Raw genomic sequence first — 26,499 nt, forward strand, 5'->3', positions numbered from 1 at the left:
TGTGACATGTGTACTTACCTCTCGCTGGTGACGGTGACATCACTGAACGACATCACTGAACTTCACTACTTGGACACTAACCGCTTTCGGGGCGGAATTGTTCGTCGGAATCGCGCTGTTCGCTGACGGCGCACGATTGCCCGCGGGAGCTGTACACCGGCCGTTAACGCGCCAGCCCCCGGATCCGAGGACCCGGGGGCTGGCGGCACTGATGCGTGCAGCTGCTAGAACTTCACGGCTGCGGGATCGTCGTTCGCGACGGCCTCGCCGGCCTCTTCAGCTTCGGTTTCCGCTTCGGCTTCGACGGCCGGAGCTTCTTCGCCGCCGGGGCGGACGAAGTCGCTCAGGTCGACCTTGTTGCCCTCGGAGTCGGTGACCTCGGCCTGGCCCAGGACGACGGCCAGCGCCTTGCGGCGGCGGACCTCGGAGACCATCATGGGGACCTGGCCGCTCTGGTCGATGATCTGGGCGAACTGGTTCGGGTCCATGCCGTACTGGCTGGCGGTGGTGACGATGTAGTCGATCAGCTCGTTCTGGCTGACGCCCACTTCTTCCTTCTCGGCGATGGCGTCGAGGATGATCTCGTTCTGGAAGGCGCGCTCGGTGTTGGCCTTGACCTCGGCGCGGTGCTCTTCGGTGTCGTGCTCGCCTTCACCGTGGGAGTTCTCGGCCTTGAAGTGCTGCTCGAGCTGCTCTTCGACGACGGATTCCGGAACCGGAACCTCAACCAGCTCAACGAGCTTGTCCAGGACCTTGTCGCGGGCTTCGACGCCCTGTTCGACGACCTTGGAGTCGGCGGCCTGCTTGGCGAGGTCCTCGCGCAGTTCGGCCAGGGTGTCGAACTCGGAAGCCAGCTGGGCGAAGTCATCGTTCGCCTCGGGCAGCTCGCGCTCCTTGACGGACTTGACGACAACCTTGACCTGGGCGGACTCGCCGGCGTGGTCGCCGCCCACGAGGGTGGTGTCGAAGATGGCGTCCTCGTCAGCGCTCAGGCCGGTGACGGCCTCGTCCATGCCCTCGAGCATGGTGCCGGCGCCAACCTGGTAGGACAGGCCGGAAGCGGAGTCCACCTCGGCGCCGTCGATGCTTGCGGTGATGTCGATGCTGAGGAAGTCGCCGTCAGCGGCCGGGCGCTCAACGGTCTTGAGCGTGCCGAAGCGGCCGCGCAGCTCGTCCAGGGCCTTGTCGACGTCGGCGTCGGAGGACTCGGCTGCGGCAACCTCGACCTTGATGCCGGAGTAGTCGGGCAGTTCGATTTCGGGGCGGACGTCAACCTCGGCCTGGAACTTCAGCTCGCCGTCAGTGGCGGAGGGGTCCGGAACCTCGGTGATCTCAACCTCGGGACGGCTCAGGGGGCGGATGCCGGATTCCTGGACGGCCGCCTGGTACCAGCCGTTGAGGCCTTCGTTGATGGCGGTCTCCAGGACGTAGCCGCGGCCGACGCGCTGGTCGATCAGCTTGGCGGGAACCTTGCCTTTACGGAAGCCAGGAACCTGGATCTGCGAAGCAACAGTCTTGTATGCCTCGTCGATGCTGGGCTTCAATTCCTCAAAGGGGACCTCAACATTGAGCTTGACCCGCGTGGGGGTGAGGTTCTCGACAGCGCTCTTCACGGTCTAAGTACTCCTGGTTTTGTTGGATGGGTTCTGCAAACGCGTTGTTGTGACCAGGCCTGGGGCCCGGGCCGCAGAGTCGGGGTGACAGGATTTGAACCTGCGACTTCCTGCTCCCAAAGCAGGTGCTCTAGCCAAGCTGAGCTACACCCCGTAATGCACAGGACAGTCTACGTTCATCCCTGCCGCGTTTGCACATTTGACACTGGGGGCATGAATTAGGTTTAGTTATATCCGGCTTGAACAGCCGCCGAAGAAAAGCCCAAAGGCCAGTGCGCCGGAACGCTTTCCTCGGGGACGTAGCTTAATGGTAAAGCCTCAGTCTTCCAAACTGATTACGCGGGTTCGATTCCCGTCGTCCCCTCCGGATAAAAGAGGCCCCTCGATGAGGGGCCTCTTTCTGCTTTAAGCCCTAACGGGCCCCGCTTGGCTTGGCCGCTAACCGCTTGGGGGCTTAGGACTTAGGCGTGGCCCCCGGCATCCACGGTGCCCAGGGTGAGGCGCGTTTCGGACTGGAGGAAGTTCCCGACCCGCTCCGCCTGCCGGTCCAGCTCCTCCAGCTGGGATGCCCCCGCCGGCTGGAACAGTTCGGCGGTGATCTCCACTTTCTTTCCGGAGCGGCGCTGGTGCCACAGTCCGCGGACAACGCCGTCGATGACTATGACGGGATAGTTACCTGCCTGCCCCCTGGCCAGGGCACGCGTACTTGCCACGCCCGGGAACAGCAGATTCCGGGGCTGGCCTGCCACCACATAGGAATCGAAGTAGGGAAGCAGCCTGACGCCCGAAGGTTCCGCGGTGATGGCCCCGGCGTCGCTGCGCAGCACCCAGGCCGGCGTCCCTGCCACGGTGACCTGGGCCAGCTCTCCGCGGTGGTCATCAAAGAGGCCGGACGCCCACTCGCGCGGAACCGCCAGCCAGCGGGCGAAATGTGCCGGCGTAGCGGGTCCGTATGCCTGCAGGTAGGCCCGGAGGAGCCAGCCAAGCGACGGCGCGGCATCGGCCGGCCGGAACCCGGGAAGCAGCTGCCCGGGGCTACGGTAGGTCGATGCCCTGCCCCTGCCGGCGCCAAGGCACAGCGCCCCGCGGAAGCCCGCGGTCCCCATTGCCGCGCGCCAGCGCGGCCACATGGTCTGAAAGGCGGGCATCACCGGTTCAGCCGCCCAGGCGCCGGTTCTGGCGACTATGGCGTCAGTGAGTTCATCGGCGGTCAGGTCACTGTCCCGCAGCGCATCTGCGATGGCGGCCACGATCTGGTCCGTCTGGCCGGGCGTCAGGAATTGTCCCAGCGCCGGATTGGACGGAACGGTACCCAGCGCACCGGTCCACTGGGAGAGGTCGGCTGCGGGCAGCAGGTGCACGGTGCCGCGTGGCCCAAAAGTCCTGACGAGGGTTCCGTCGTCCCAGAGCGCTTTGCGCACATCGGACCGGGAAATTCGTGCGCCGCGCATCCCCACGGACAGCTCGGCGGCCTGCATTACCTGGGCGTGCGCGCCGCACATGGCCCGCACGATGCCGGCCGGGGTGGCGGTTTGCGAAGGAGCCGCCAGCCATTGGCGCTCCAGGCGCCTGGCGCAGACCTGCTCCCACGAATACTCCCGTACCGGCCCGTCAGCCATCGCCCGTCACCTCCCGCCTGAAGCCGGCCAGCTCAGGCGGTCTGCTGGCAGGATGGACACCAGTACAGTTTGCGGGCGGCGTGTTCGGCCAGGGCAACCGCGGTGCCGCAGACGCGGCAGGGCTGGCCCTGCCGGCGGTAGACAAAGTGCGCCTCCTCCCCCGGCGGAAGCTGATCACTCCGGGTCCAGAAGCCGGCGGTGGTGGTGATGATCCGACCGTCGCGGACGCCGTCGGCCATCACCGCGGCGGTGTCGTCCCAGAGGAGGCCGGCGACGTCCGCCGTTAGCGCGCGGCCAGGAAGCAGGGGGTCGATCCGGCCGCGGAACAGCACTTCGGCCCGGTAGACGTTCCCGACGCCGGCAATCACCTTCTGGTCCATCAGCAGCGTGGCGAGCGGGGTCCGTTTCGCCAGGATGCGCCGGACGAAGTCGTCCCGGCTCCCGCCGGTGTTGTGGAGAGGATCGGGGCCCAGCCGGTCCAGCACCGCTGCCGCTTCGGCCTCGGTGATGGCCGCGCAGGTGGTGGCGCCGCGCAGGTCGGCCCAGCCGTGGTCACTCACCAGCCGCACCCGCACGGCTCCCACCGGCGCCGGCGGTCCGGCGTATTCGGCCGGAGCAGTACCGCTTGTGGGATCAGTACCGTCGTCGGCCACTTCCCGCTCCCCTACCCTGCGGGGCGCGCCGATGCTGGAGGCACCGCGGAACTGGCTGTCCCCGCCGAAATCCCAGGCCCCGTAGAGTCCCAGGTGCACGTGCAGCACCAGCCCGTGCTCGAAGTGCAGGAACAGGTGCTTGCCGTGCGCGGACGCGTGCATCATGGTGTGCCCGTCCAGCAGGGCGGCGCCGGCGGCAAAGCGGCCCTGGGGGCTGCTGACAGCCAGCCGCCCGCCGGCAAACACGTCACCGAACTGGCGGGCCAGCCGGTGGATGGAGTGGCCCTCCGGCACTATTCGACGATCTCGCCGGTGGTTTCGTAGGTGGCGATCTTGCCGATGCGGCGGACGTGCCGCTCGTCGTTGCTGAAGGGTTCCTTCAGGAACGCCTCGATCAGGGACGTGGCCTCCTCGACGCTGTGCTGGCGCCCCCCAACAGCCACGACGTTGGCGTCATTGTGCTCGCGGGCCAGCGTGGCGGTGGCATGGTTCCAGGCGAGGGCGGCGCGGACGCCCTTGACCTTGTTGGCGGCGATCTGTTCACCGTTTCCGGATCCGCCCAGCACGATGCCCAGTGCGTGGACGCCCGCTTCCTGGTCCGCCACCACTGCGAGCGCCGCGTTGATGCAGAAGGACGGGTAGTCGTCCAGGGCGTCGTATTCCTTGGGGCCATGATCCACCACGTCGTAGCCGTTCGCCGTCAGGTGCTTGACCAGATGGGCGCTCAGCTCCATGCCGGCGTGGTCGGTGGCGATGTGGACCCGCGGAAATGCAGGGTTTGTTGTCACGGTAGGTTCCGTTCGTCATGAGCACCGGGGCGCAGCCGGGCTGGTACAGGTCAAATCAACAGATCCAAGAGTACTCGGTGTGCCTGCGCCAGCGGGGTGTGCCGCCCGGGCAGTTACGCGGCAGTTACGCTTCCGCGTCGCCCTGGGCCGGCGGGCGGGTGTCGCGGCGCGCCCTTGCCGCAACGCGGGTCAGGACCTCCGCCAGAAGGGCAGCGGAGTCGGGATTTCCGCCGCTGACGGCCAGCCGGTGGCCGTCCGTTTTGCGGACGACGACGGCGGGGCCGCTGCTGACGAGCACCGCTGCGGTTCCGTCGTGGTTGCGGTAGCCCCAGCCGCCGTAGTCGGCGGCGCGGACGTCGGCCGGATGGGCTGCAGAGATGGCGGTCGCGGGGACATCGATGACGCGCAGGATGCCGGCCAGGAAAACCCGCAGTCCGCTGCGGTCCGCGGTGACCCTGGCGAACAGGAACGCGGCCCCAACCAGGGCGGCCGCCACCAGCAGGGCCCCCAGCCACGGCACGGCGATGGCAATCAGCGAAGCGGGAAACAGGCTGGCGATGGCGATCATGACAAAGACGGAGCTGCGCGCATGTACCCAGAACCGCACGGAATCCCCGGCCAGATCGGGATCGAGCTCCTGCTCCAGCGCGCGCTGCAGGGCGCGGTCATCCTCGGGAGTCCACTGGTGGTCCGCCTTGAAGACGAACCCGATGATGACCCCCAGGGACAGTGCGGCACCGCTGCCCGATGCCAGGACAATCACATCCACACTGGATTCCCGGGCGTCCGCCACCCCGGCCTGGCCTACCAGGGCGGCCGCCAGCACGGCGGTGATAAAGAGGCTCACCGTCAGCCCTGCGCCCATCATGATCCGGCGCATCACGGTGGGCCGCGAGAGCGGCACAGCCTGCAGCAGTACCAGCCAGCCGACGAGGACAATCAGGGCGGCCCCGCCGCCCACAAAGGCGGGGAACGGCGCGAAGGCGGTGCCGCCGTCGTTATTCCACATGACCGCAAGCGGCTCCGGCAGATCCGGCCGCAACAGTACGGCACAGACCGCGAACCCGGCGGCAAGCAACACTGGGAAGCCGATCGCGAACCGCAGCGCCTTGGTGTCCACAGCATCGAGGAACTTTCCCATGCCTTAACGCTACCCCTGCGCGGGCCGGCTGGAGAGGACACCGGCAGCAATGACCAGCCACGTGAGCCAGGTAACTTGCCAAGCGGCGCCGAAATGAAACAATGGCTTCACAGTGATGCAAACTGCGCTCGTGAACACCGGGCGCAGCAGCCCGCGGGCCGGGCCAGTCCGGCCACCACAACCTCTGGAGGCACAACCTTGCCAGGCATGAACCTGACCCGCGCCGAAGCACGCGAGCGCGCCGCCCTGATCGCCGTCGACTCCTACGATGTCAGCCTCGACCTGACCAAGGGTGAGACTGTCTTCGGTTCCACCACCGCCGTCAGGTTCACGGCGACGCCCGGATCGTCGACGTTCATCGATGCCGTGACGGATGCCGTCCACAGCGTGACGCTGAACGGCCGCGAACTGGATCCCGCCGAGGTGTCCGACGGCGTCCGGATCCTACTGCCGGACCTTGAGTCGGACAACGAGCTGACCGTGGTGGCGGACGCCCCCTACATGAACACCGGCGAAGGCCTGCACCGCTTCGTGGACCCGGTGGACGGCGAGGTGTACCTGTACACGCAGTTCGAGGTGCCGGACTCGCGCCGGATGTTCGCCGTCTTTGAACAGCCCGACCTCAAGGCCACCTTCCGGTTCCAGGTCACCGCGCCCTCGCACTGGGATGTCATCTCCAATTCCCCGACGCCGGAGCCGGTGGCGGCTACGCCGGGGAACGACGGCGCCGCCCGCTCGGTCTGGGACTTCACGCCCACGCCCCGCCTGTCCTCCTACGTCACCGCGCTGATCGCCGGGCCGTACCAGTCGGTGCGCAGCGACGTCACCAGTTCGGATGGCCGCGTTGTGCCGCTGGGCGTCTTCGCCCGCAAGTCCCTGATGCAGTACCTGGACGCGGACAACATCTTTGAGCTCACCCGGCAGGGATTCGAGTTCTTCCAGGCCGAGTTCGGCTGCCCGTACCCATTTGAGAAGTACGACCAGCTCTTTGTGCCGGAGTTCAACGCCGGCGCCATGGAAAACGCCGGCGCGGTCACCATCCTCGAGGGCTACGTCTTCCGCGGCAAGGTCCCGGAGGCGCAGGTGGAACGGCGCGCCATCACCGTGCTGCACGAACTGGCCCACATGTGGTTCGGCGACCTCGTGACCATGCGCTGGTGGAACGACCTCTGGCTCAACGAGTCCTTCGCCGAATACATGTCCCACCTGGCCGCAGTGGAGAACACCAAGTTCCAGAGCGCCTGGACCACGTTCGCCTCGGTGGAAAAGTCGTGGGCCTACCGCCAGGACCAGCTCCCCACGACCCACCCGATCTTCGCCGAAATCAACAACCTGCATGACGTCGAGGTGAACTTCGACGGCATCACCTACGCCAAGGGCGCCTCCGTGCTGCGGCAGCTTGTGGCCTGGGTAGGGCCGGACAAGTTCATGGCCGGCGTGCGCGAATACTTTGCCAAGCATTCCTGGCGGAACACCGAGCTCGGCGACCTGATGATCGAGCTGGAGAAGGCCAGCGGACGCGACCTGGACCAGTGGGGCCGCCTGTGGCTGGAAACGGCCGGCGTGAACTCGCTCAAGCCGGAGCTGGCAGTGGATGCGGACGGCACCATCACGTCCTTCGCCATCCTCCAGTCCGCGGTTGCCGAGCAGCCCACCATCAGGCCGCACCGCCTGGCAGTGGGGTTCTATGACCTCACCGACGAGGGCACGCTGGAGCGGGTGCACCGTGAGGAGTTGGACGTCGACGGCGAACGCACCGAAGTGCCGGAACTGGCCGGCCTCAAGCGGCCGGACCTGATCCTGCTCAACGACGATGACCTCGCCTACGCCAAGGTGCGCCTGGACGAGCAGTCCCTCGCCACGGCCACGGCGCACCTGAAGGACTTCCGGGAGAGCCTGCCGCGGACCCTGGTGTGGGGCTCGGCCTGGGACGCCGCACGGGACGGGGAAAGCCCCGCCCGCGGATACGTGGACCTGATCCTGGCCAACATCGCCTCCGAATCTGATTCCTCGGTGATCCTGGTGCAGCTGCGGCAGCTGGCCACGACGCTCACTTTCTACGTGGCTGAGGAGCACCGCGAAGCCACCACCGTTGCCGCCGTCGACCGTCTTTGGGAACTGGCAAGGGACGTGCCGGGCGGGTCGGACGCCCAGCTCCAGTTCGTCAAGTCGTTCGCGCTCCTGGCCCGCAGCGGGCAGCAGCTGGACCAAATCGCCGGGCTGCTGGACGGCTCGGTCACCCTGGCCGGGCTGACCGTGGACCAGGATCTCCGGTGGGAGCTCGTGGCTGCCCTCGTGGCCGGCGGCAGGCTGGACCAGGCGGACATCGACGCGGAACTGGAGCGGGACAACACCTCCAGCGGTCAGAACGCGGCTGCGCTGGCCAAGGCTGCCATCCCCACCCCGGAGGCCAAGGCGGAGGCCTGGGAGTCGATCGTGGTCAAAGGCGATCTCTCCAACGCCATCCAGGCCTCGGCCGTCGCCGGCTTCACGCGGGTGCTGGACACAGCACTGCTCGAGCCGTACTCGGAGAAGTACTTCGAGGCCGTGCCCGGGATCGTCGCCGAACGGACACATGCGCTGGCCCAGCAGATCGTCATCGGGCTGTACCCGGCGCAGCTGACCAGCCAGGCCACCGTGGACCGGACCGACGAGTTCCTGGCGTCCCTGCCGGAGGAGAGCGCTGCGCTGCGCCGGATGATGCTCGAAAACCGCGACGGCGTGGTCCGGGCGCTGCGGGCCCGCGCGGCGGATGTCTAGGACGGAACCAATGGCTCTCGACGAACACCACTACGCGTTAACGGTCCGCTGGACCGGCAACCTGGGAAACGGCACGTCGTCCTACCGGGACTACTCCCGCGACCACGACATCGAGATTCCCGGGCTGCCGGTCCTGCAGGGCTCGGCCGACCCCACCTTTCATGGGGACCGCTCCCGGTACAACCCCGAGCAGCTGCTGCTGGCCGCGCTGGCACAGTGCCACATGCTCTCCTTCCTGCACGTCGCGGTGAGGCATGGGGTGGTGGTCCTGTCCTATGAGGACAACGCCACCGGCACGATGCGGCTGAACCGCGACGGCAGCGGCCAGTTCGAAACCGTCACCCTCCGCCCCCAGGTGACGGTCGCGGATCCCGGGCACGTTGCGTTGGCGGAGCAGATGCATCATGAGGCCAATCAGGTGTGTTTCATTGCCCGTAGCGTAAATTTCCCCGTACTGCACGCTCCCGTTACCACAGCCGGAAGTCCTTAGCCAGCGGCAGACCCGGCTAGGCTTAAAGGTGACCAAAGAGCGCCCGGCTTCCCCGGTAAGCGAGGAAACCGGCCGCCGCCGGACAGCAGCAAGGAGCCTTCCTGCAGATGTACAGCATGTTCACAACGCCCTCGGCCTCACTGGAGCCCACCGGACTTGACCTGGCCGGCGTGGCCATCAGCCTCGGCGCAGGCATCGTCCTGTGGCTGATCGCGAGTTTCCTGATCGCCAGGATCACCCGGCGCGTGGCGAACGGCACGACACTGTTCAAGAAGCCGCACTTCCGCTGGGTGGCTCCAGCGTTGCGCGCCCTGGACCATGAGCGGCGCGTGCAGCGGGCCCAAACGATTGGCTCGCTGCTGAAGAGCGGCATCGGCGTGGTCATCGCGGTCATCACCAGCATCTACATCCTGAAGAATCTCGACGTCGACGTGGCGCCGCTGCTGACCAGCGTGGGAATCCTCGGTATCGCCATCGGCTTTGGCGCCCAGCAACTGATCAGGGACTTCCTCGCCGGGATCTTCATCACCATCGAGGACCAGTACGGCATCGGCGACACCATTGAAACCAGCGAGGTAGTGGGCATCGTGGAGTCGATCGGGCTGAGGATCACGCGCGTCCGCGACGAAAACGGCGCCATCTGGTACCTCCGCAACGGTGAGATCCTCCGCGTAGGCAACCGGTCGCAGGGCAACTACGTGCCCCCGGCGGAGCCAGAGGAAACAGCCGTGGAAGCCGAGCACGCACCCCAGCAGAAGGCCGGAGAGTAGCCATGACCATTCCATCCCTTCCCACCCCGCCGGAGCCGGGCGTCCGCAAGCCGCTGATGCGCAACGACCCCTTCAGCCAGCCGGGTTACACGGACAACTTCTACGACGCCGTCGGCGGCCACGAGACGTTCGTGAAGCTCATCGACGTCTTTTACGACGGCGTCGCCACCGATCCGCTGCTGCGCCCCATGTATCCGGAAGAGGATCTGGGCCCGGCCAAGCGGCGGTTCCTGATGTTCCTGGAGCAATACTGGGGCGGCCCCACCACTTACGGCGAGGAGCGCGGCCATCCCCGGCTGCGGATGCGCCACATGCCGTTCCGGGTGACGCCCGAGGCCAAGGACCGGTGGCTGCACCACATGCGGACGGCGGTCGATTCCCTGGACCTGCCGCCGCTGTATGAGGGCACGCTGTGGGATTACATGGAACGCGCGGCTCTGTCCATGGTGAACAGCCCGTCCGACGCCCAGGGCTAGCGCCGGCGGCTACTCCCGGCAGCCTAGAGCAGGCCGGCGCCCGTCCGCGCCAGCACGTGTCCGCGGCTGCCGCTGAGCCGGAACCAGCGCCCGGAACGGTACAGCTTCTGTTCGCCCTCGCCCAGGAAACCCAGGGCGAGGGCGGCGAACGCCGCTCCCGCCGGCACGCCGTGCCGTCCCTCCAGCCCGCGTCCCCAGACGGCGGCCCGGGCATTGTTCACGATCATGGCTCCGGGCTTGTCGGGGACAATGCCTGCCACTTCGGCGATGCCGGCTTCGGCAACCTGCCGCAGTTCGGCATCGGGCACGGTGTCCACCAGTTCCCAGCCGCTGCGCGGCGCGCCCACGCCGGCCCATGATTCGGTAACGGTCGACGGCGGGACCGGAAGATCGGCGTCGTTCTCCCCGGCGCGGGCCAGCCGGTCCAGGACGGCTGCGAGCGGAACCGTGACGTCAACGGCGGACGCCTCGGCCAGTCCCATGGTACGCAGGCCGAGAATCGTGGGGGTGGACTCCCCCAGGATCCGGGGGCGCAGAATGCAGACGTAGGCTGCCAGTACCGTGCCGGCCGCCTGCAGCCGGATGGCGCCGTCATCGATGGCCTTGGCGCGGGTGACAAAGGTCTTCAGATCGGCGAGGTCGCGGGGGTCGGCGAAGCGGAAGGACTGGGTTAGAAGATCAGACACGTTAAGAACACTACCGGCTGGGGCTCGGTTGAGCGGTGCCGGGGCGCCGTCTAGAGTCAAACCATGACTGAAGCGGACGCCGGATTACAGGCCTTGCCCACGAATGACCCCACGAACTCCCTCCTGGAACTGCTTGACCTCGGCGAGCTGGAAGGCGCCCGCACCGACGAGGACATTTTCATGGGTCCGTCGCAGCGCCAGCCGCACCAGCGCGTCTTCGGCGGCCAGGTCCTGGCCCAGTCGCTGGTCGCGGGAATGCGTACCGTGGACGAGGACCGCACCGTCCATTCCATGCACGGCTACTTCCTCCGGCCGGGCGATGCGAACAAGCCCATCACTTTCGGCGTCCAGCGGCTGCGGGATGGCCGCTCGTTCTCGGCCCGGCGCGTGCACGCCTACCAGGACGGCACGCCGATTCTGTCCATGATCGCCTCCTTCCAGGCCGGGGATGACGGCATTGAACACCAGTCCGAGATGCCTGCCGGCATTCCCGATCCGGACACGCTGCCCAGCACGGCTGACCTGCTGGGCAAGTTCGACCACCCCGTCGCCCGGCACTGGGCGTATGAACGGCCCTTCGACATCCGCCATGTGGATCCCGCACTGTATGTGGCGGCCACGGGGAAGAAGGAAGCGCGCAACGCCGTGTGGATGAAGACCTTCAGCCCCATGCCGGACAACGCCAACACACACCGTGCCGCCCTGGCCTACGCCAGCGACTACACGCTGCTGGAGTCGATTCTCCGCAAGCACGGGCTGAGCTGGATCACGCCGGGCATGAGCGTGGCGAGCCTCGACCACGCCATGTGGTGGCACCGTCCCGTGCGCGTTGACGAGTGGCTCCTCTACGTGCAGGAATCGCCCAGCGCCCAGGGAGCGCGGGGCCTGGCGACCGGCAAGATCTTCAACCGGGAGGGCCTGCACGTGGCATCCGTAGCGCAGGAGGGCATGGTCCGGGTGCCGACGGACATCAAGAGCAAGGTGGCCGGCGCCGTGCAGACCAAGATCCTGCAGCACCAGATGCGCAAGGCCTGACGTACTCCGCATACGAAAAGGCCGGCCCCGGGTTTGATCTGTTCAACCAGATCAGCCCGGGGGCCGGCCTTTTCATGCCCAGCGCGTGATTAGTCGCGGGTCAGGCGGCGGTGCGTGACGCGGTGCGGCTTGGCAGCGTCGGGGCCGAGGCGCTGCACCTTGTTCTCCTCGTAGGATTCGAAGTTGCCCTCAAACCAGTACCACTTCGACGGGTTCTCCTCGTCACCTTCGTAGGCGAGGATGTGGGTGGCCACCCGGTCCAGGAACCAGCGGTCGTGGGAGACCACGACGGCGCAGCCCGGGAACTCCAGCAGCGCGTTTTCCAGGCTGCTGAGGGTTTCGACGTCGAGGTCGTTGGTCGGTTCGTCGAGCAGGAGCAGGTTTCCGCCCTGTTTGAGGGTCAGCGCCAGGTTCAGGCGGTTGCGCTCACCACCGGAGAGCACGCCTGCCTTCTTCTGCTGGTCCGGTCCCTTGAACCCGAACGCCGCAACGTAGGCGCGGGACGGCATTTCAACGTTGCCCACCTGGATGAAGTCCAGGCCGTCGGACACGACCTCCCAGAGGGTCTTGTTGGGGTCGATGCCGCCGCGGCTCTGGTCGGCGTAGGAGATCTTGACCGAGTCGCCGATCTTCAGCTCACCGCCGTCGAGGGGCTCAAGGCCCACGATGGTCTTGAACAGCGTGGACTTGCCCACACCGTTCGGGCCGATGACGCCGACGATGCCGTTGCGTGGCAGGGAGAAGGACAGGCCGTCGATCAGGGTGCGGTCGTCGAAGCCCTTCTGCAGGTTCTTGGCTTCCAGGACCAGGCCGCCAAGGCGCGGTCCCGGCGGGATCTGGATCTCTTCGAAGTCCAGCTTCCGGGTGCGGTCAGCCTCGGCAGCCATTTCCTCATAGCGGGCCAGACGTGCCTTGGACTTGGTCTGCCGGCCCTTGGCGTTGGAGCGGACCCATTCGAGTTCCTCGGAGAGCCGCTTGGCCTGCTTGGCGTCCTTCTTGCCCTGGATTTCGAGGCGGGCGCGCTTCTTCTCCAGGTAGGTGGAGTAGTTGCCCTCGTAGGGGTACAGGTGGCCGCGGTCCACCTCGGCGATCCATTCGGCGACGTGGTCCAGGAAGTACCGGTCGTGGGTGACGGCGAGGACTGCGCCCTCGTAGGAGGAGAGGTGCTGTTCCAGCCACAGCACGCTCTCGGCGTCGAGGTGGTTGGTGGGCTCGTCAAGCAGCAGGAGGTCCGGCTTCTGCAGGAGCAGCTTGCAGAGCGCCACGCGGCGGCGCTCACCGCCGGAGAGCAGGGTGACATCCGCGTCGGCCGGCGGGCAGCGGAGGGCGTCCATGGCCTGCTCGAGCTGGGAGTCCAGGTCCCAGGCGTCGGCGGAGTCGATGGCTTCCTGCAGGTGGCCCATCTCCTCGAGGAGTGAGTCGTAGTCTGCGTCCGGGCTGGCCATCTCCTCGGAGATGGCGTTGAAGCGCTGGATCTTGGCGTAGATCTCGCCCACGCCTTCCTGGACGTTGCCCAGGACGGTCTTCTCCTCGTTCAGCGGCGGCTCCTGCAGCAGGATGCCCACGGTGTAGCCGGGGCTCAGCCGGGCTTCGCCGTTTGAGGGGGTGTCCAGGCCGGCCATGATTTTCAGGATGGTGGACTTACCGGCACCGTTGGGGCCGACTACACCGATCTTGGCGCCCGGGAAGAAGGACATGCTTACGTCGTCGAGAATAAGTTTTTCGCCAACAGCCTTTCGGGCCTTGGTCATTGTGTAGATAAATTCCGCCATGGTTCCAAATCTAGTGGGTTGGCGGGCATATCTCACATTCGCGTCAGGCCGGGGCGCCTACGAAGCACTTCCCGTTCGACAGTGCCGGCAGCACGGCCACGGTCACCTTTCCATCCCGGATCTGGCCGATCACACATTCCTTGCCCTGGACCGCCGCCGCTTCCATGGAATCCACGTCGAGTCCGGTAGGTGTGCGCCCCGCCGATACCTCAAGGTTCCGCGCCGGAACACCCGCCGCTGTGAGGGCCGAGGTGATGTCCGCCGTCGCAGGTTTGGAATTGGCCGCGACAACGCTTCCCAGGACGTCGGTCATGGTCTGCTGCAGCTTGGCCGTGGTCTCCGCAGCCGCGGACGCTTTGGTGGCCGCCGCAGATGCCGGCGGTTTTGCCGGCGCCGAGGCCGATGCCGCCGTGGCTGACTGCCCGGCCGCCTGATCCCCTGGTGCCGTGCAGGCGGCGAGCGCCGACAGCAATACAGCCGCCAATGCGAGCCGGCCGGCAACGCCCTTGGCATTTCCCCGGGCACCGGTTGCCTCGCCGCGGAATGCCCTGTTCCGCCGGAGTGTCATCGCTCGCATCACGCTGCCATTCTGCCATGCGGCACCGCCAGGGGGTGCGGTGCCGCACGCCACCGGCGCTCAGGCAGCCGCTCCAGTGAGTTCGCCCGTTTCCGCATCGAGCCGCAACTCGTCGCCGGCACCGTCCACGAAGATGCCTGCTGCGGCCGGGTCTTCATCGGATTCGTCATCTTCCTCCCGGTCCTCGTCGGCTCCATCCCCATCCACAGCCGAGGACCCGGAAGCGCTGCGGTCGCCGTTAGCGGGACCAAAGGCGTCGGCGGCCTGCGGGTTGCCGGAATTGCGGATGAAGTTGGCGGTGCCCCATTTGAGGTCGTGGCCCACGGCGTCGGCGTCGATTTCGGCATCGTGGTAGATGCGGCCGTCCTTCTCCCAGCTGCGCATTTTCAGCTTGCCCACGATGATGACGCGCTGGCCCTTCTTGATGCTGCAGCCCATGTTTCCGGCCAACTGCCTGTACCCCTGGACGGTGAACCAGTTGATGTTGCCGTCCACCCAGGCGTTGGCGGCGCGGTCGTACCGCCGTTCGGCAGAACCGAGGCGGAACGAAGCGGTGGGGACGCCCCCTGGAGTGGTGGAACTGCGGATCTCCGTGGCAACGAAGCCGCGGACAGTAATGGTGTCGGTCATCTTGGTGTCCTGTCTCGAATTGTCGTGCCCCTTGCAGGCATTCCAAGCATCAACCGGCAGCAGCGGGACAGCGAGAGCCGATGTTCCGTATGTGGAAAACCGGAACGGCAAGTCCCGGGGCGCAAAGGGGAATCAGCGGGGCGCCTGACGCTGCTGGCGCGCAAGTCAATGTAGACTTTTTACGCGCCAGCAATGTGCCGGCCAGCCATTGCCCCAGTAGCTCAGGGGATAGAGCAGCGGCCTTCTAATCCGCCGGTCGGGGGTTCGATTCCCTCCTGGGGCGCAGAGAAAAGCGGCCCTGACCTGCGAAAACGCTTGTCAGGGCCGCTTCTCCTTTTTGCCTATCATTTCAGCAATCCACCGCTTACCCACCGCTGGGTGAGCCTACAAGAGACCCCGAATCGTCTCCAGTGCCTCCGCGTGCGCCGGCCCCCACGTCCCCAGTTCGATCCTCTGGCGCCTCCGATAGCCAGAAGGCAACGGGGCGGTGCAACTCCAACGTATGGTTGAATCCCGTGGAACTGGTGAGCAGTCACGTCTATGGCCAGATCCCCGTCCTCCAGCCAGTCGTGCCCCTGGATTCCACTCGGGCCGCTCGCGTTCACAATGTGCCAGCCAGCCTGCGGTTCGCGCTCGGCCAGCAAGTGCCCCAGGGCGAAGGATGCCCAAGTGCATAAGCCTCGAGGAAATTTGAAGGACCCGGCATGCGCCTTGGCCTCTGGCAACTCGGCGATCACCAGAAAGCGCTCAACGAGCTCGCGGATCCATTCCTCCCGCTTCGAGCTCATTGCCCACCGAACGCTTGAAGAAGCGCGGTCATGTCCGGGGCCTCGTGCGTCTTCTGGACGTAGTGTCGGCTTGTGATCTGCTCATTCGAGTGGCCCAGCTGCGCGGAGGCCGACGCCATACCCTCGGCGTTGGCCAAAAGGATGCCGACCGACTTGCGGAACGTGTGCGGAGGAACCCACTGGAATCCGATGTCATCACGGGCCGAGCGCCATTGCTTGCGGAAGTTGCCAGGGTCCCGCAAGGTGCCCGTGGACGAAGGGAAGACCACGTCCCATGGGTTTGCCCCGAGCTGTTGGACTTGACGACGCATGAGCATCTCCACGGCGAAGGGCGGCAGGAAGTATCGTTGCCGTGAGTTGGTGGACTTTGGGTGCTCTTGAATTGTCACCCCCTCCCCCGGCACATCGATGACGGTTCCTGTGACGGTGAGCGTTGGGCGCTCAGCCCTTAGATCGACGTCCTTCCACCTGAGCGCCAGGGCTTCGCCAATACGGGCGCCAGTGCCGAGCATGACGTCGACGACATCAAGCAGGTCATTCGGCCGCTTTCGGCCGCGGGGACTAGAGTCGAGCCGCCATTGGTAGAGGCCGGCCCGCAGCGCGGTCGCCTCTTCATTCGAGTGGTCATTCCCTAGTCGAAGGCGTCGGCGGCGGCGAGGCCACTGTTCTTCCCGATGCGAGGGTAGAGCACTCAGAGCTCGATTGCCCAGCCTTCCTGGTAGTCGGGGTGGTCCCTGTACGGCGAGGCCATGCACATGAGGACGAATTCGCTGGTTCCGCCAACCTCGCTGTCGATATCAGTAACGAGCGGGATGTTGGCCAGCATCTGCCGCTTGGCCACACATTCAGCAAGGATCCGGCCGGGGTTAAACTGGGCGATGTAGAGCCGGTCTTCGGGTTTGCAGGCGAGGTACCCGGGTGCGTGGTCTGCGTAGGCGTCGAGAACAGCTTTCTCGTCCGCCGAATAGAGCGCTGACGCGGGGGTTCCTGCTTCCCCGAACCATCCCCAGGGCGCAGGGGAAGCTGCCTGGGCGACAGCTTCGTCTTCACTGATCCGGGCTTCCAGGAAACCAATGATGTCCATGCCTTCATCCTGCCACCCAATAGGGTGCGGTGGCCCGCTCATTCCCCCAGACAGGAGCGGGCCACCCACCGAAGCCGTAGATACATCGAGACCCGTTACGGCGACGGTAACCGGATGATACGACAGGCTGATGAACAGCCGGATAACTGACCAGCAGGCTTATCAAGTTGAGTGACTAACTGAGAGCTGGGTAGCGTTATCAGTGGCAACCTCCGCAATTGCCCCCCAGCTGCGGAGGTTGCTTATTTTTTGGCCCCAGTGGGACGGAGGCATAACGCTAAGATCCAGGGCCCATGGACGACGAGGTTTTCGCCGTCAAGGAAGTGGCGGAAATGTTCAAGCTGTCGCCGAGCACCATCTATGCTCGCGTCTCAGGGTGGTCGCATCTCAGGATCACCCCGACCGACATCCGGTTCAGCAGGGCAGACATTGGAGAGTTCAAGGCAATGTCGCGCAAGACGCCGTCAGTGCCTGTGACGCAGGCAAGGAGTGCCCGGATAGGGACGGAGAGGCAGAAGGCCAGAAACCCTCAGGAACGGCCTCAAAGAGCCACCAGCGCCCCGCTAAGGAGTGGTGGCCCGCCCCGATTGGGGGCAGAGCGGGCCACCTACCGAAGCCACAGAAGGCGTGTAGTGGCGCCCGGCTCAAAGGACTATACGCACCTCATATCAAGGAAACCTCAAGTTTTCCGCAGCAAGAAGCCCCGGACCAGTTCACACTGGAGGGGGCTTCTCAGTTCTCAGCGGAGGCTTAGGCCTTCCGGCCGGCAAAGGCTTCCCCCATGCATCGGATCATCAGGGACACCCCGGTCTTCGGACCGGGGTGTTTTTCTTTGCCCATCAGTAATTGCAAAGCATGCTTACTATTAGGCGCAGACTGTGCCTATGATCGGACTGGGCGCCGGCGATGCGCACAGGCCGGCCAACCTGGACCAACAGTCGAGGAAGGAACACCCACATGCAGCACAGCCAGCCGGGCGACAGCCCCGCCAATCCGGAGACGCCCCGGCCCTCGAGCCCCGCGGCAGGTCAGCCAGGCTCCGCAGTGCCCCCTGAAGCGGCACCGGCAGGAGCGGCCGCAGGTACCGGCGCGGCGGGCCGCCATCCCGGCACCGCCGCCATCCCGGGTTACAACGGAACCACGCCGCCGCAGCCCGGCGCGGCCGAGCCCGATCGGCGCGTGACCCGTGCCGGGATGATCTGGGCGGCAGTGGCCTCGGCGCTGGTGGTCCTGGTGCTGCTGATCGCCTTCATCCTGCAGAACCAGGAACTCGTCCAGGTGAAGTTCTTCGGCCTGGAGGGAGCAGTGTCGCTAGGGATGTCCCTCTTCATCGCCGCAGTGGGCGGAGGTGTGCTCGTCGCGATGGCCGGCGCAGCCCGGATCATCCAGTTGCGCGCTGCAGCGCACCGGCGCAGGGTGCAGGCCGGCCGACAGCGGTAGAGCGGCAAGCCCCAGACCACGCAGTCAGTCCGCCAGGTACTCCTTGAGGTTGCCAAGCACCATGCCCCAAAGTTTTTCCGACTCCGCGGCCTCGCCATCACTCTTGTTGTTGCCCTGGGTGATGCTGACCCGCGTGCCCTCCGCCACGGGCTCCAGGCTGTACTCCACGGTGTGATAGTTGTCCGGCTCGTCGGGCAGACCCGACAAGGGGCTGTAGTGGGTGATGCGCAGAAGTTCATTGGGGCGGACTTCCAGCACGGTCCCCTTGTCCCGGTAGGACTTGCCCTGCCACTCCCCCTGGAACGTCACAGGTTCACCTTCCCGCCAGCTGGATGTGACATGCGTGCCGAGAAAGTATTCCTTGACGTCGGCCGGCTCCGTCAGTGCCTGCCAAACCCGCTCCGGCTGTGCGGCGACAACAATGTTCGCCTCGGCGTCCCTGAATTGTTTGTCCATGCTTTCCCCTCCTGGCGCCACCCTACCCGCGGACAGACACCGAAGTAAGGGCACCAGCAGTAAGGGCACAGTGGCCGAGGGCCAGACAGGGCGAGGTCCGGTCCCGTGTCGGGGACCGGACCTCTGCTTCTGCCAGGTTCTTGCCGGGGTTTAGGCGAAGGGCTGCACCAGTTCGGCGTACCGGTCCTTCATCCTGGCCAGGACCGCGTCGCCGTCGGCGTCCCAGATCTCCTGGTTGAAGATTTCCACTTCGATGTCGCCGGTGTAGCCGGCGTCCCGGACCCAGGTGCTGATCGTGGCGAAGTCAATCACGCCGTCGCCCATCATGCCGCGGGAAAGCAACGCGTCCGCCGCGATCGGAAGGTTGAAGTCGCACACCTGGTAGGAGGCGATCCGGTTCTCCCTGCCGGCGCGCTCGATCTGGGCTTTCAGTTCCGGGTCCCACCAGACGTGGAAGGTGTCGACGGCGACCCCCACAGCCCGGGCGTCGTACGGCGCCGCCAGGTCCAGCGCCTGCCCCAGCGTGGAGATGAGCGCGCGGTCGGCGGCGTACATGGGGTGCAGGGGTTCCAGCACCAGCCGGACGCCGTGCTCAACGGCGAACGGGACGAGGTCCCCGAGCCGGTCGGCCACGCGCTGGCGGGCAGCCACGACGTCCTTCTCCCCCGCCGCCAGACCCCCGACCACGAGGAACAGTTCCTGTGTGTCGAGCGCAACGGCCTCGAGGATCGCGGCCCTGTTGTCGGCGAGCGCTGCCGCCTGCCCGTCGGCGTCCGGAGCCGTGAGGAACCCGCCGCGGCACAGCGAGGAAACCCGCAGCCCGGCGTCCCTGATCAGCTTCGCCGCCTTGTCCAGCCCGGCGTCGGCCACGACGTCCCGCCAGGGCCCGATGGCGGGAATGCCTGCACGGGCACAGCCGTCAACGGCCTCGGCGAGCGTCCACTTCTTGGTGGTGGCGCTGTTGAGGGACAGCCGTGAAAAAGGGGACGGTTCTGAATTGAAGGTCATACTCCCACTCCGTTGATGCGAAGGAAATCGGACATCCGGAACGCTGCGAGGGCGGGGTCCTTCAGCAGCCCGGCTTCGTCGGCCAGTTCGAAGGTCTTCGCCAGGTGCACCACGGAACGGCCCGAGTGCAGCCCGCCCACCATCTGGAATCCCGGCTGCTTGCCGTTGAGCCAGGACAGGAAGGCGATCCCGGTCTTGTAGTAGAACGTGGGGGCGCTGAAGATGTGCTTGCCAAGTTCCCGGGTGGAGTCCAGGATGGCACGCGCTTTGGCGGCATCTCCGGCGTCGTAGCTCTGCAGCGCCGCGGACGCGGCCGGATAGATTGCCGCGAAGATCCCCAGCAGGGCGTCTGAGTGGAGGGTGCCGTCGCCGTCGATCAGTTCCGGGTAGTTGAAGTCGTCGCCGGTGTAGAGGCGGACACCCTCGGGAAGGGCTGCCCGCAGCGCCACCTCATGCGATGCGTCCAGCAGGGAGACCTTGACGCCGTCCACCTTGTCCGCATTCTCGCGGATGAGCGAAAGGAAGGTCTCCGTGGCCACGGAGACGTCGTCCGAGCCCCAGTAGCCGGCCAGTGCGGGGTCGAACATGGTGCCGAGCCAGTGCAGGATGACGGGCTGGTCGGCCTCCCGCAGCAGCGTGGAGTAGACCTTCAGGTAGTCCTCGGGACCGCACGCCACCCGGGCCAGTGCCCGGGAGGCCATGAGGATCACCTTGGGCCCGGCCTCGCTGACGACGGCGACCTGCTCGCGGTAGGCGGCGAGGACAGCCTGCAGGCCGGCTTCGCCGGACGGCAGTGTGGCGAGATCCAGCTGGTCGGTGCCGGCACCGCAGGCCACGAGGTCCCGGACAGTCATGCCGGCCGTGGCGGTCCCGCCGGCGGAAACCACGGAGGCCGCCTCCGCCCCGGTGCGCTTGATCAGCTGCTGGGTGGCGGGCCAGTCCAGGCCCATGCCGCGCTGGGCGGTGTCCATCGCGTCGGCGACCCCCAGCCCGTAGGACCAGAGCTCGTGCCGGTAGGCCAGGGTGGCCTCCCAGTCGAGACGTGCCGGGGCGCCGGGGGTGTTGTCGGCGGTGACCTCGGGGATGACGTGGGCGGCCGCGTACGCCCGGCGTGATGTCAGCGGTGCCGTCGGTTTGGCCCAGGTGGTGGCGGAGCGGAGGCGGTACTCCCGGGTTCCGCCGTCGGACGTGGGAAGGATCAGTGACGTCATCAGAGCGTGATCTCCGGGATGTCGATGGTGCGGCGTTCGTCGCTGGACTGCAGGCCGAGTTCGGCTAGCTGCACGCCGCGGGCGGCGGAGAGCAGCCCGAAGCGGTGCTCGCGGCCGGCGACGACGTCGCGCAGGAACTCTTCCCACTGCAGCTTGAAGCCGTTGTCCAGCTCAGCGTTCGCCGGGACTTCCTGCCACTGGCTGCGGAAGGATTCGGTGACCGGAAGGTCCGGGTTCCAGACAGGCTTGGGCGTGTGGGCCCGCTGCTGCGCAACGCACTTGTTCAAACCGGCGACGGCGGAACCGTGCGTGCCGTCGATCTGGAACTCCACCAGTTCGTCACGGTAGACCCGGACGGCCCAGGAGGAGTTGATCTGGCCGATGACGTCGTCTCCGCCCGGGGTAACCAGTTCGAAGATGCCGTACGAGGCGTCGTCAGCAGTTGCCTTGTACTCGTTGCCGGCCTCGTCCCACCGCGTAGGGATGTGGGTGGCGGTCTTGGCATTGACGCTCTTGACCTTGCCGATGATGCCTTCCAGGACGTAGTTCCAGTGGCAGAACATGTCCGTGGTCATTCCGCCGCCGTCCTCCTTGCGGTAGTTCCAGGACGGGCGCTGGGCCGCCTGCACGTCGCCTTCGAAGACCCAGTAGCCGAATTCGCCGCGGATGGACAGGATCCGGCCGAAGAACCCTTCGTCCACAAGGCGGCGCAGCTTGACCAGGCCGGGGAGGTAGAGCTTGTCGTGCACGACACCGGCGGTAACCCCGGCTTCCTTGCCTATGCGGGCCAGCTCGATGGCCTCCTCCAGGGTTTCCGCCGTCGGCTTCTCGGTGAAAATGTGCTTGCCGGCCGACATGGCCTTCTTCAGGGTCGCCGCCCGCAGGCTGGTCATGGAGGCATCGAAGACGACGTCGACAGTGGGATCGTTGATCACGCCGTCAAGGTCGGTGGTCCATTCCGAAATCTTGTGGAGCTCTGCGAGTTCGCGGATTTTCGCTTCGTTGCGACCGACGAGGATCGGCTCGACCTGGACTTTGGTGCCGTCCTCCAGGGTGAAGCCGCCGGCGTCGCGGATCGGGAGGATGGAGCGCAGCAGGTGCTGGCGGTAGCCCATCCGGCCGGTGATGCCGTTCATGGCGATACGGATCGTCTTTGTTTCGAAACCCATGAGTCCTCATTCTTTCGTGGTGGATAGCAAATCGGGAAAGCGCGTTCCCGCTGCTTCTATAGTGCAGAACCGGAGCCAATCTGGCAAGCGCTTTCCAGACTTTTCTGCAACTGCGATAATGTGGGCACCAGCCGAGTTTCCCGAAGCTGGGGCCTGTTGAAGAGGAGTTGCGCCTGTGGCTGCAAGCACGCTGACCGAAGTAGCCCGCCTGGCCGGAGTCTCCCCTGCCACCGCCAGCCGGGTCCTGAACGGTTCGGCCAGGACCCCCGGGCCTGACATCGCGGAGCGTGTCCGGAAGGCGGCGGACTCCCTGGGCTACATCCCCAACGCCCAGGCCCAGGGCCTCGCCAAGTCAAGCTCCGGCCTCATCGGGCTCATCGTGCACGACATTGCCGACCCCTACTTCTCGGCCATCGCCCGCGGCGTCCAGACCGCCGCCCGGCACCAGAACAAGATGGTGCTGCTGGCCACCACGGCGGGCAGCCCCGCCGACGAGCGGGCGGCCGTGGCAGCGTTTGCCGCGCGCCGGGCCGACTCGATAGTGATCGCCGGGTCGCGGTCTGCCCGGACGGCCGACAGGCAAGGCAACGCCGAACTGGCCGCCGAGCTCGACCGCTACTGCCGGAACGGCGGCCGGGTGGGCGTGGTGGGCCACGCCGTGGTGGGCGCCGAATCCGACGAGGGCTATCACGTGGTTGAGGTTCCCAACGAGGATCTCGCGGCCGCACTCGCCCGGGAGCTGGCCGCCTCGCACGCCGGGGAGTTCGTGATCGTCGCCGGTCCGGAGGGGCTCCTGACCTCCGACGACCGGGTTCGCGGCTTCCAGCGCGGCCTGGCGGATGCGGGGCTGCCGCCGGCGGACGTCCTGCACACGGGATTCGACCGCACGGGCGGTTACGAGGCGGGCCTGAAACTCGCAGCCCGCATCGGCGCGCCCGGCGGCAGCGGCGAGGCCGGTCCTGACGCCAGACAGGCGCGGCTCTGTATCTTCGCCGTCAACGACGTCATGGCGATCGGGGCCACGGCCGCGCTGCGTTCCCAAGGGCTGCGGATCCCCCGGGACGCCGCCATCGCCGGGTTTGACGACATCGAAACCCTGCGCGACTTCCGGCCGGCCCTCTCCACTGTCCGCCTGCCCCTGGAGGAGATCGGCAGGCTGGCAGTGCCCGGCGCGGGTCCCGGCCAAACGGCCGCCGCCACCGTCGGGGTCACCGGCGAAGTGACACTCCGCCGGAGCACCGAGCCGGCCGGCGAACCGGCTTCATAGATTCAGGAAAGACAGTCCCGCAGCTGGACAGTCCCCGGCGGCAAGGGAAGGCGGCCATGACAGACCCCGCACAGGAGGCAGCGGGCGGCATCACCACCGCGGCCGCCGAGTGGCCCGCTGTGGAGCAACTGTTCGGCGTCCGCGGTGAGCCCTCACGCTGCTGGTGCCGGTTCTTTGCCCTGCCGGGGGCCGGCTTCGCTGCCACGCCTCCCGCTGGCCGCAAGGCACAGCTGAAAGACAAGTTCGACGGCGGCGGGCCGGCACCGGGGGTCCTGGCGTACCGCGGTGGTTCCGCCGTCGGCTGGTGCGCCGTGGAACCGCGCGGGTGCTACCCGCGGATCCTCCGTTCCCAGGTGTTCAAGGCTGCTGGCGCGGCAGTCACAGAGGATGACAGCGGCGCAAAGAGTGTGTGGTCGGTGAGCTGTTTCGTCGTCGCCCCCGGCCACCGGCGCAGCGGCGTGGCCGCCGCCCTGCTCGCTGCCGCCGTCGACCACGCACGGGCCAACGGTGCCGCTGTCGTGGAGGGGTATCCGGTGGATCCCGCGCAACGGCCGAAGGCCGGGCCGGCGGACCTCTACCAGGGGACGCTCGGGCTGTTCCTGGCCGCCGGCTTCGAGGTGGTCAGCGACGCTGTACCCGGGCGCGCCGTTGTGCGCCTGCAGGTGGGATGACGCGGACGGCAGCGGCAACCTCGGCCCCGGGCTCCGCACTCCGGGTTTCAAGGACCGGCTATCTTGGCAGCATGGCAAATGAAGCGGTCCTGGCGTTGATTCGCTCCGAACTGCGGGCGGCGGCAGACCCCGGACGCGGCGCCGCGGCGCAGGCCTACATGAAGTCCGCAACACCATCCCTTGGCGTCCGTGTGCCGGAGGTGCGCCGAACAGCCAAGGCCGTGGCCGCCGCCCATCCCTTTGAAACCGCCGACGACCTGCGGTCAACGGTGCTTGTCCTGTGGCGTGACGCCCTCTACCGCGAGGAACGCTATGCTGCGATCGACCTGACCGGGCTGCGAAGCGTGGCCGGAGACCCGCTGATGCTTCCGGTGTATGAGGAGATCATCCGAACCGGATCATCCTGGGACTATGTGGACGGGGTGTCCCATCGGATCGGCGCCCTGCTCAAGGCCCACCGGGAGGAACTAACCCGCGTACTGCTCCAGTGGAGCGTCGACCGGGACTTCTGGATCCGGCGGGCGTCGATCACGGCACAGCTGGGAGCCAAAGTCCAGACGGACACCGGCCTGCTCACTGCCGTGATCGAGGCGAACATGGCCGACAAGGAATTCTTTATCCGCAAGGCCATCGGGTGGGCGTTGCGTGAGTACGCCAAAACCGACCCGGAATGGGTCCTGGAGTTCGTGGCACGTAACGGCCCGTCGCTCAGCCCGCTCTCGCGCAGGGAAGCCCTGAAAAACCTTCAGGTCATATAACGGGGCGTACCGTGACAGGCTGGTCCGCCTTGCTGAAAAGCAGCTTGGTGCTGCGGTCCAGAAAGATCAGGTACAGCGCAAACAGCAGGGCGATGATGGCGGCTGCGTTGCGGGCCAGCGCCAGGGCGAGGCCCAGGTCGTCTGTCTGCAGGTAGGGAAAGACCTCCAGCTGGTCCGAGATGGCATAGACCATGAAGAAGGAAACGATGAAGTACAGGGCCTTGACCTGCCAGTCGTCGCGGATGCCCGTGACGGCGAACAGCGGGATCAGCCACACCACGTACCAGGACTGGATCATGGGCGCCAGCACCACAACAGCCGCGAAGGCGAGCGTCAGGCGGCGCATGAGGCGGTCGTGTTCACCGCGGAAAATCTGCCAGGCGACGATGCCCACGGCAAGGAGCTTGCCGGCGTCGTACACCCACTTGGCCAGCCCCCAGCCGTCCAGGCTGAACGCGTTGGCGATGGATGCGACCACCAGGCCGAGCAGCCCCACGGGGGCGTACCAGATCCAGACGCTGCCGGGCGCCGAGAGGCCGTTGATCCAGCCGAACCCGAAGCCGTTGACCAGGCTCATTGCGTAGAGCAGGGCAACGCTGATCCCGGCCGTCAGACCCCAGAACACAAACTTCCGGGGCCAGCTGGCTCCCTTGCCGGCCCACAGCAGGCCGATGAACGGAAGGAACACCACGGTGATCGGTTTCACCGCGATGGAGGCCGTGACGAGGACAATGCCGAAAATGACCCGCCGCGTGGCGCAGTAGTACAAGCCAGCGAGGGCGAGCCCGATCATGAGCGAATCGTTGTGGACGCTGGCGATGAAGTTGGTCAGGAAGAGCGGATTCGCCGCCGTCAGCCACAGGGCACGGTGCGGGTTGACCCCGTGCAGTTCGGCAAGCTTGGGGACGTAGACGATGCAGAGCGCCACACCCGCCAGGGCGGCCAGGCGGAAGAGCATGATGCTGGCTTCCGGGTGGACATTGGTGGACCAGACCACGAACTGCTCGATCCACAAAAACACCTGGCCGTAGGGAACCGGGGCCTCGGTCCACATCTTGTCCGCGCCCAGCTGGAAGTAGTTGGACAGCGCCGAGATGCCGTTCTCGTACGGGTTGAAGCCCTCCACCATTAGCCGGCCCTGGCCGATGTACGCGTAGACGTCCCGGCTGAACAGCGGGACGGTGAACATCATGGGAAGGCCCCACGCGACGACAGCCTGCAGGGTGGCTTTGCGGGCCTCGCGGCCCCACACGTGGATGTGCTGGCCAAGCCTGAGCCACGCACGGACCAGCAGCATGCCGCCCACCGCAAGCAGCACAATGGAAAGCCCGACGCCGAACGCCTCGGTTCGCATCCAAATGAACAGCGGCATCCGCCGCAGCTCCGAGACGGGCGCCAGCCACCCGACGCCGAGGGAGCCGGTGAGCAGGAACATGGAACCGATGAAGCCGGAGAGGATCGGGGAGCGCGGGTTGTCCACTTCCGGGCGGGCCGGGTCCGTGGAAGTGCCGGTGGCCGTTTCCCCTATCGCAGGCACAGGCGCCGTCATCTCAGGATCGTCCAATCTCTTCTGCGCCTATTCTCTTTAGGCATATCTCATGTGGGCGTGCTGCCCCATCTGCAGCCAAGCTGAGCGG

Annotated in this window: 25 protein-coding genes and 3 tRNA genes; 11 read left to right on the forward strand and 17 right to left on the reverse strand. The window is 66.5% G+C overall.

Translation table 11 applies throughout. From position 1 onward, the window contains the following. Positions 1-224: 224 nt before the first annotated feature. Both tig and QF036_RS15835 read right to left on the reverse strand, forming a co-directional pair. Positions 225-1,613 (reverse strand): trigger factor, encoded by a 1,389-nt coding sequence (gene tig, locus QF036_RS15830; RefSeq protein WP_307103363.1) that lies wholly within the window; start codon positions 1,611-1,613, stop codon positions 225-227. Positions 1,614-1,692: 79 nt separating this feature from the next. Next, a tRNA-Pro gene (locus QF036_RS15835) sits at positions 1,693-1,767 on the reverse strand. A gap of 139 nt (positions 1,768-1,906) precedes the next feature. On the opposite strand from QF036_RS15835, the gene QF036_RS15840 reads away from it, so the two are divergent. After that, a tRNA-Gly gene (locus QF036_RS15840) sits at positions 1,907-1,977 on the forward strand. Between the two features lie 97 nt (positions 1,978-2,074). On the opposite strand, the gene QF036_RS15845 is transcribed toward QF036_RS15840, so the two are convergent. The 4 genes from QF036_RS15845 to QF036_RS15860 all read right to left on the reverse strand — a co-directional run bounded on the left by QF036_RS15845 (position 2,075) and on the right by QF036_RS15860 (position 5,814). Beyond that, positions 2,075-3,232 (reverse strand): winged helix DNA-binding domain-containing protein, encoded by a 1,158-nt coding sequence (locus QF036_RS15845; protein WP_307103365.1) that lies wholly within the window; start codon positions 3,230-3,232, stop codon positions 2,075-2,077. 32 nt (positions 3,233-3,264) lie between these two features. Next, positions 3,265-4,179: an Fpg/Nei family DNA glycosylase gene (locus QF036_RS15850; RefSeq protein ID WP_307103367.1), complete on the reverse strand. Its 915-nt coding sequence runs from the start codon at positions 4,177-4,179 to the stop codon at positions 3,265-3,267. After that, positions 4,179-4,673: a ribose-5-phosphate isomerase gene (locus tag QF036_RS15855; protein WP_307103370.1), complete on the reverse strand. Its 495-nt coding sequence runs from the start codon at positions 4,671-4,673 to the stop codon at positions 4,179-4,181. Before QF036_RS15855 ends, QF036_RS15850 begins: the two co-directional genes overlap by 1 nt. A gap of 124 nt (positions 4,674-4,797) precedes the next feature. Next, a complete protein-coding gene (locus QF036_RS15860; protein WP_307103372.1) occupies positions 4,798-5,814 on the reverse strand; it encodes a hypothetical protein in 1,017 nt (338 codons plus the stop codon). 207 nt (positions 5,815-6,021) lie between these two features. Here QF036_RS15860 and pepN point away from each other — a divergent pair, with 207 nt between their 5' ends. The 4 genes from pepN (at position 6,022) to QF036_RS15880 (ending at position 10,310) form a co-directional block, all read left to right on the forward strand. Beyond that, complete coding sequence (pepN, locus tag QF036_RS15865) at positions 6,022-8,574, forward strand: aminopeptidase N (protein WP_307103374.1); 2,553 nt, start codon at positions 6,022-6,024, stop codon at positions 8,572-8,574. A gap of 10 nt (positions 8,575-8,584) precedes the next feature. Beyond that, entirely contained in the window at positions 8,585-9,064 is a 480-nt protein-coding gene (locus QF036_RS15870; RefSeq protein ID WP_307103376.1) for an OsmC family protein, read from the forward strand. 107 nt (positions 9,065-9,171) lie between these two features. Continuing rightward, positions 9,172-9,834: a mechanosensitive ion channel family protein gene (locus QF036_RS15875; RefSeq protein ID WP_307103378.1), complete on the forward strand. Its 663-nt coding sequence runs from the start codon at positions 9,172-9,174 to the stop codon at positions 9,832-9,834. Positions 9,835-9,836: 2 nt separating this feature from the next. Further along, positions 9,837-10,310 carry a globin gene (locus QF036_RS15880; RefSeq protein ID WP_307103380.1) on the forward strand — a complete coding sequence of 158 codons (474 nt, stop codon included), beginning with the start codon at positions 9,837-9,839 and terminating at the stop codon, positions 10,308-10,310. Between the two features lie 23 nt (positions 10,311-10,333). Here the strand turns inward: QF036_RS15880 and QF036_RS15885 are convergent, their stop codons facing one another. Further along, positions 10,334-10,996, reverse strand: coding sequence for a hypothetical protein (locus QF036_RS15885; protein WP_307103382.1), 663 nt, complete (start codon positions 10,994-10,996; stop codon positions 10,334-10,336). A gap of 63 nt (positions 10,997-11,059) precedes the next feature. On the opposite strand from QF036_RS15885, the gene QF036_RS15890 reads away from it, so the two are divergent. Next, on the forward strand, positions 11,060-12,031 hold the full coding sequence (locus tag QF036_RS15890) for an acyl-CoA thioesterase (protein WP_307103384.1): 972 nt from the start codon (positions 11,060-11,062) through the stop codon (positions 12,029-12,031). An 89-nt stretch (positions 12,032-12,120) separates the two neighbouring features. Here QF036_RS15890 and ettA read toward each other — a convergent pair whose 3' ends face one another. The 3 genes from ettA to QF036_RS15905 are packed head-to-tail and all read right to left on the reverse strand — an operon-like array spanning position 12,121 to position 15,010. Then, positions 12,121-13,803: an energy-dependent translational throttle protein EttA gene (gene ettA / locus QF036_RS15895; protein ID WP_307103385.1), complete on the reverse strand. Its 1,683-nt coding sequence runs from the start codon at positions 13,801-13,803 to the stop codon at positions 12,121-12,123. 43 nt (positions 13,804-13,846) lie between these two features. Next, a complete protein-coding gene (locus tag QF036_RS15900; RefSeq protein ID WP_307105948.1) occupies positions 13,847-14,380 on the reverse strand; it encodes a DUF6993 domain-containing protein in 534 nt (177 codons plus the stop codon). Positions 14,381-14,440: 60 nt separating this feature from the next. Further along, positions 14,441-15,010: a single-stranded DNA-binding protein gene (locus tag QF036_RS15905; RefSeq protein WP_307103387.1), complete on the reverse strand. Its 570-nt coding sequence runs from the start codon at positions 15,008-15,010 to the stop codon at positions 14,441-14,443. Positions 15,011-15,220: 210 nt separating this feature from the next. Here QF036_RS15905 and QF036_RS15910 point away from each other — a divergent pair. Then, positions 15,221-15,293 (forward strand) — tRNA-Arg (locus QF036_RS15910). A 501-nt stretch (positions 15,294-15,794) separates the two neighbouring features. Here the strand turns inward: QF036_RS15910 and QF036_RS15915 are convergent. Both QF036_RS15915 and QF036_RS15920 read right to left on the reverse strand, forming a co-directional pair. Then, on the reverse strand, positions 15,795-16,310 hold the full coding sequence (locus QF036_RS15915) for a site-specific integrase (protein WP_307103388.1): 516 nt from the start codon (positions 16,308-16,310) through the stop codon (positions 15,795-15,797). 179 nt (positions 16,311-16,489) lie between these two features. Next, positions 16,490-16,882, reverse strand: a complete 393-nt coding sequence (locus tag QF036_RS15920; protein WP_307103390.1) for a DUF6221 family protein — start codon at positions 16,880-16,882, stop codon at positions 16,490-16,492. A gap of 957 nt (positions 16,883-17,839) precedes the next feature. Here QF036_RS15920 and QF036_RS15925 point away from each other — a divergent pair. After that, the gene (locus QF036_RS15925; protein WP_307103392.1) at positions 17,840-18,322 is read left to right on the forward strand and encodes a LapA family protein; all 483 of its coding nucleotides are present in this window, start codon (positions 17,840-17,842) and stop codon (positions 18,320-18,322) included. A 24-nt stretch (positions 18,323-18,346) separates the two neighbouring features. On the opposite strand, the gene QF036_RS15930 is transcribed toward QF036_RS15925, so the two are convergent. The 4 genes from QF036_RS15930 to QF036_RS15945 all read right to left on the reverse strand — a co-directional run bounded on the left by QF036_RS15930 (position 18,347) and on the right by QF036_RS15945 (position 22,166). Continuing rightward, positions 18,347-18,778 carry an SRPBCC family protein gene (locus tag QF036_RS15930; protein ID WP_307103394.1) on the reverse strand — a complete coding sequence of 144 codons (432 nt, stop codon included), beginning with the start codon at positions 18,776-18,778 and terminating at the stop codon, positions 18,347-18,349. 150 nt (positions 18,779-18,928) lie between these two features. Continuing rightward, positions 18,929-19,786, reverse strand: a complete 858-nt coding sequence (locus QF036_RS15935; protein ID WP_307103396.1) for a sugar phosphate isomerase/epimerase family protein — start codon at positions 19,784-19,786, stop codon at positions 18,929-18,931. After that, positions 19,783-20,997 carry a dihydrodipicolinate synthase family protein gene (locus tag QF036_RS15940; protein WP_307103398.1) on the reverse strand — a complete coding sequence of 405 codons (1,215 nt, stop codon included), beginning with the start codon at positions 20,995-20,997 and terminating at the stop codon, positions 19,783-19,785. The genes QF036_RS15935 and QF036_RS15940 overlap by 4 nt, the downstream gene beginning before the upstream one ends. Next, entirely contained in the window at positions 20,997-22,166 is a 1,170-nt protein-coding gene (locus tag QF036_RS15945; RefSeq protein ID WP_307103400.1) for a Gfo/Idh/MocA family protein, read from the reverse strand. The genes QF036_RS15940 and QF036_RS15945 overlap by 1 nt, the downstream gene beginning before the upstream one ends. Before the next feature lie 175 nt (positions 22,167-22,341). On the opposite strand from QF036_RS15945, the gene QF036_RS15950 reads away from it, so the two are divergent. From QF036_RS15950 to QF036_RS15960, 3 genes are all read left to right on the forward strand, one after another. Next, a complete protein-coding gene (locus QF036_RS15950; RefSeq protein ID WP_307103402.1) occupies positions 22,342-23,433 on the forward strand; it encodes a LacI family DNA-binding transcriptional regulator in 1,092 nt (363 codons plus the stop codon). A 56-nt stretch (positions 23,434-23,489) separates the two neighbouring features. Then, a complete protein-coding gene (locus QF036_RS15955; RefSeq protein ID WP_307103404.1) occupies positions 23,490-24,104 on the forward strand; it encodes a GNAT family N-acetyltransferase in 615 nt (204 codons plus the stop codon). A gap of 71 nt (positions 24,105-24,175) precedes the next feature. Beyond that, positions 24,176-24,862 carry a DNA alkylation repair protein gene (locus QF036_RS15960; protein WP_307103406.1) on the forward strand — a complete coding sequence of 229 codons (687 nt, stop codon included), beginning with the start codon at positions 24,176-24,178 and terminating at the stop codon, positions 24,860-24,862. Here the strand turns inward: QF036_RS15960 and mptB are convergent. Beyond that, positions 24,855-26,411, reverse strand: a complete 1,557-nt coding sequence (gene mptB, locus QF036_RS15965; RefSeq protein ID WP_307103409.1) for a polyprenol phosphomannose-dependent alpha 1,6 mannosyltransferase MptB — start codon at positions 26,409-26,411, stop codon at positions 24,855-24,857. The genes QF036_RS15960 and mptB overlap by 8 nt on opposite strands. Between the last annotated feature and the right edge of the window lie 88 nt (positions 26,412-26,499).

This window comes from Arthrobacter globiformis, assembly GCF_030817195.1.
Taxonomy (GTDB): domain Bacteria; phylum Actinomycetota; class Actinomycetes; order Actinomycetales; family Micrococcaceae; genus Arthrobacter; species Arthrobacter globiformis_D.

Bases quoted from the DNA above. Each gene is read 5' to 3' on its own strand.
- QF036_RS15935 (WP_307103396.1), bottom strand. From the start codon at position 19,786: ATGACCTTCAATTCAGAACCGTCCCCTTTTTCACGGCTGTCCCTCAAC.
- QF036_RS15845 (WP_307103365.1), bottom strand. From the start codon at position 3,232: ATGGCTGACGGGCCGGTACGGGAGTATTCGTGGGAGCAGGTCTGCGCC.
- QF036_RS15890 (WP_307103384.1), top strand. From the start codon at position 11,060: ATGACTGAAGCGGACGCCGGATTACAGGCCTTGCCCACGAATGACCCC.
- QF036_RS15960 (WP_307103406.1), top strand. From the start codon at position 24,176: ATGGCAAATGAAGCGGTCCTGGCGTTGATTCGCTCCGAACTGCGGGCG.
- QF036_RS15930 (WP_307103394.1), bottom strand. From the start codon at position 18,778: ATGGACAAACAATTCAGGGACGCCGAGGCGAACATTGTTGTCGCCGCA.
- QF036_RS15955 (WP_307103404.1), top strand. From the start codon at position 23,490: ATGACAGACCCCGCACAGGAGGCAGCGGGCGGCATCACCACCGCGGCC.
- QF036_RS15870 (WP_307103376.1), top strand. From the start codon at position 8,585: ATGGCTCTCGACGAACACCACTACGCGTTAACGGTCCGCTGGACCGGC.
- QF036_RS15905 (WP_307103387.1), bottom strand. From the start codon at position 15,010: ATGACCGACACCATTACTGTCCGCGGCTTCGTTGCCACGGAGATCCGC.
- QF036_RS15945 (WP_307103400.1), bottom strand. From the start codon at position 22,166: ATGGGTTTCGAAACAAAGACGATCCGTATCGCCATGAACGGCATCACC.
- QF036_RS15880 (WP_307103380.1), top strand. From the start codon at position 9,837: ATGACCATTCCATCCCTTCCCACCCCGCCGGAGCCGGGCGTCCGCAAG.
- QF036_RS15940 (WP_307103398.1), bottom strand. From the start codon at position 20,997: ATGACGTCACTGATCCTTCCCACGTCCGACGGCGGAACCCGGGAGTAC.
- QF036_RS15875 (WP_307103378.1), top strand. From the start codon at position 9,172: ATGTACAGCATGTTCACAACGCCCTCGGCCTCACTGGAGCCCACCGGA.
- QF036_RS15900 (WP_307105948.1), bottom strand. From the start codon at position 14,380: ATGCGAGCGATGACACTCCGGCGGAACAGGGCATTCCGCGGCGAGGCA.
- QF036_RS15925 (WP_307103392.1), top strand. From the start codon at position 17,840: ATGCAGCACAGCCAGCCGGGCGACAGCCCCGCCAATCCGGAGACGCCC.
- ettA (WP_307103385.1), bottom strand. From the start codon at position 13,803: ATGGCGGAATTTATCTACACAATGACCAAGGCCCGAAAGGCTGTTGGC.
- mptB (WP_307103409.1), bottom strand. From the start codon at position 26,411: ATGACGGCGCCTGTGCCTGCGATAGGGGAAACGGCCACCGGCACTTCC.
- QF036_RS15920 (WP_307103390.1), bottom strand. From the start codon at position 16,882: ATGGACATCATTGGTTTCCTGGAAGCCCGGATCAGTGAAGACGAAGCT.
- QF036_RS15915 (WP_307103388.1), bottom strand. From the start codon at position 16,310: ATGCTCGGCACTGGCGCCCGTATTGGCGAAGCCCTGGCGCTCAGGTGG.
- QF036_RS15860 (WP_307103372.1), bottom strand. From the start codon at position 5,814: ATGGGAAAGTTCCTCGATGCTGTGGACACCAAGGCGCTGCGGTTCGCG.
- pepN (WP_307103374.1), top strand. From the start codon at position 6,022: ATGAACCTGACCCGCGCCGAAGCACGCGAGCGCGCCGCCCTGATCGCC.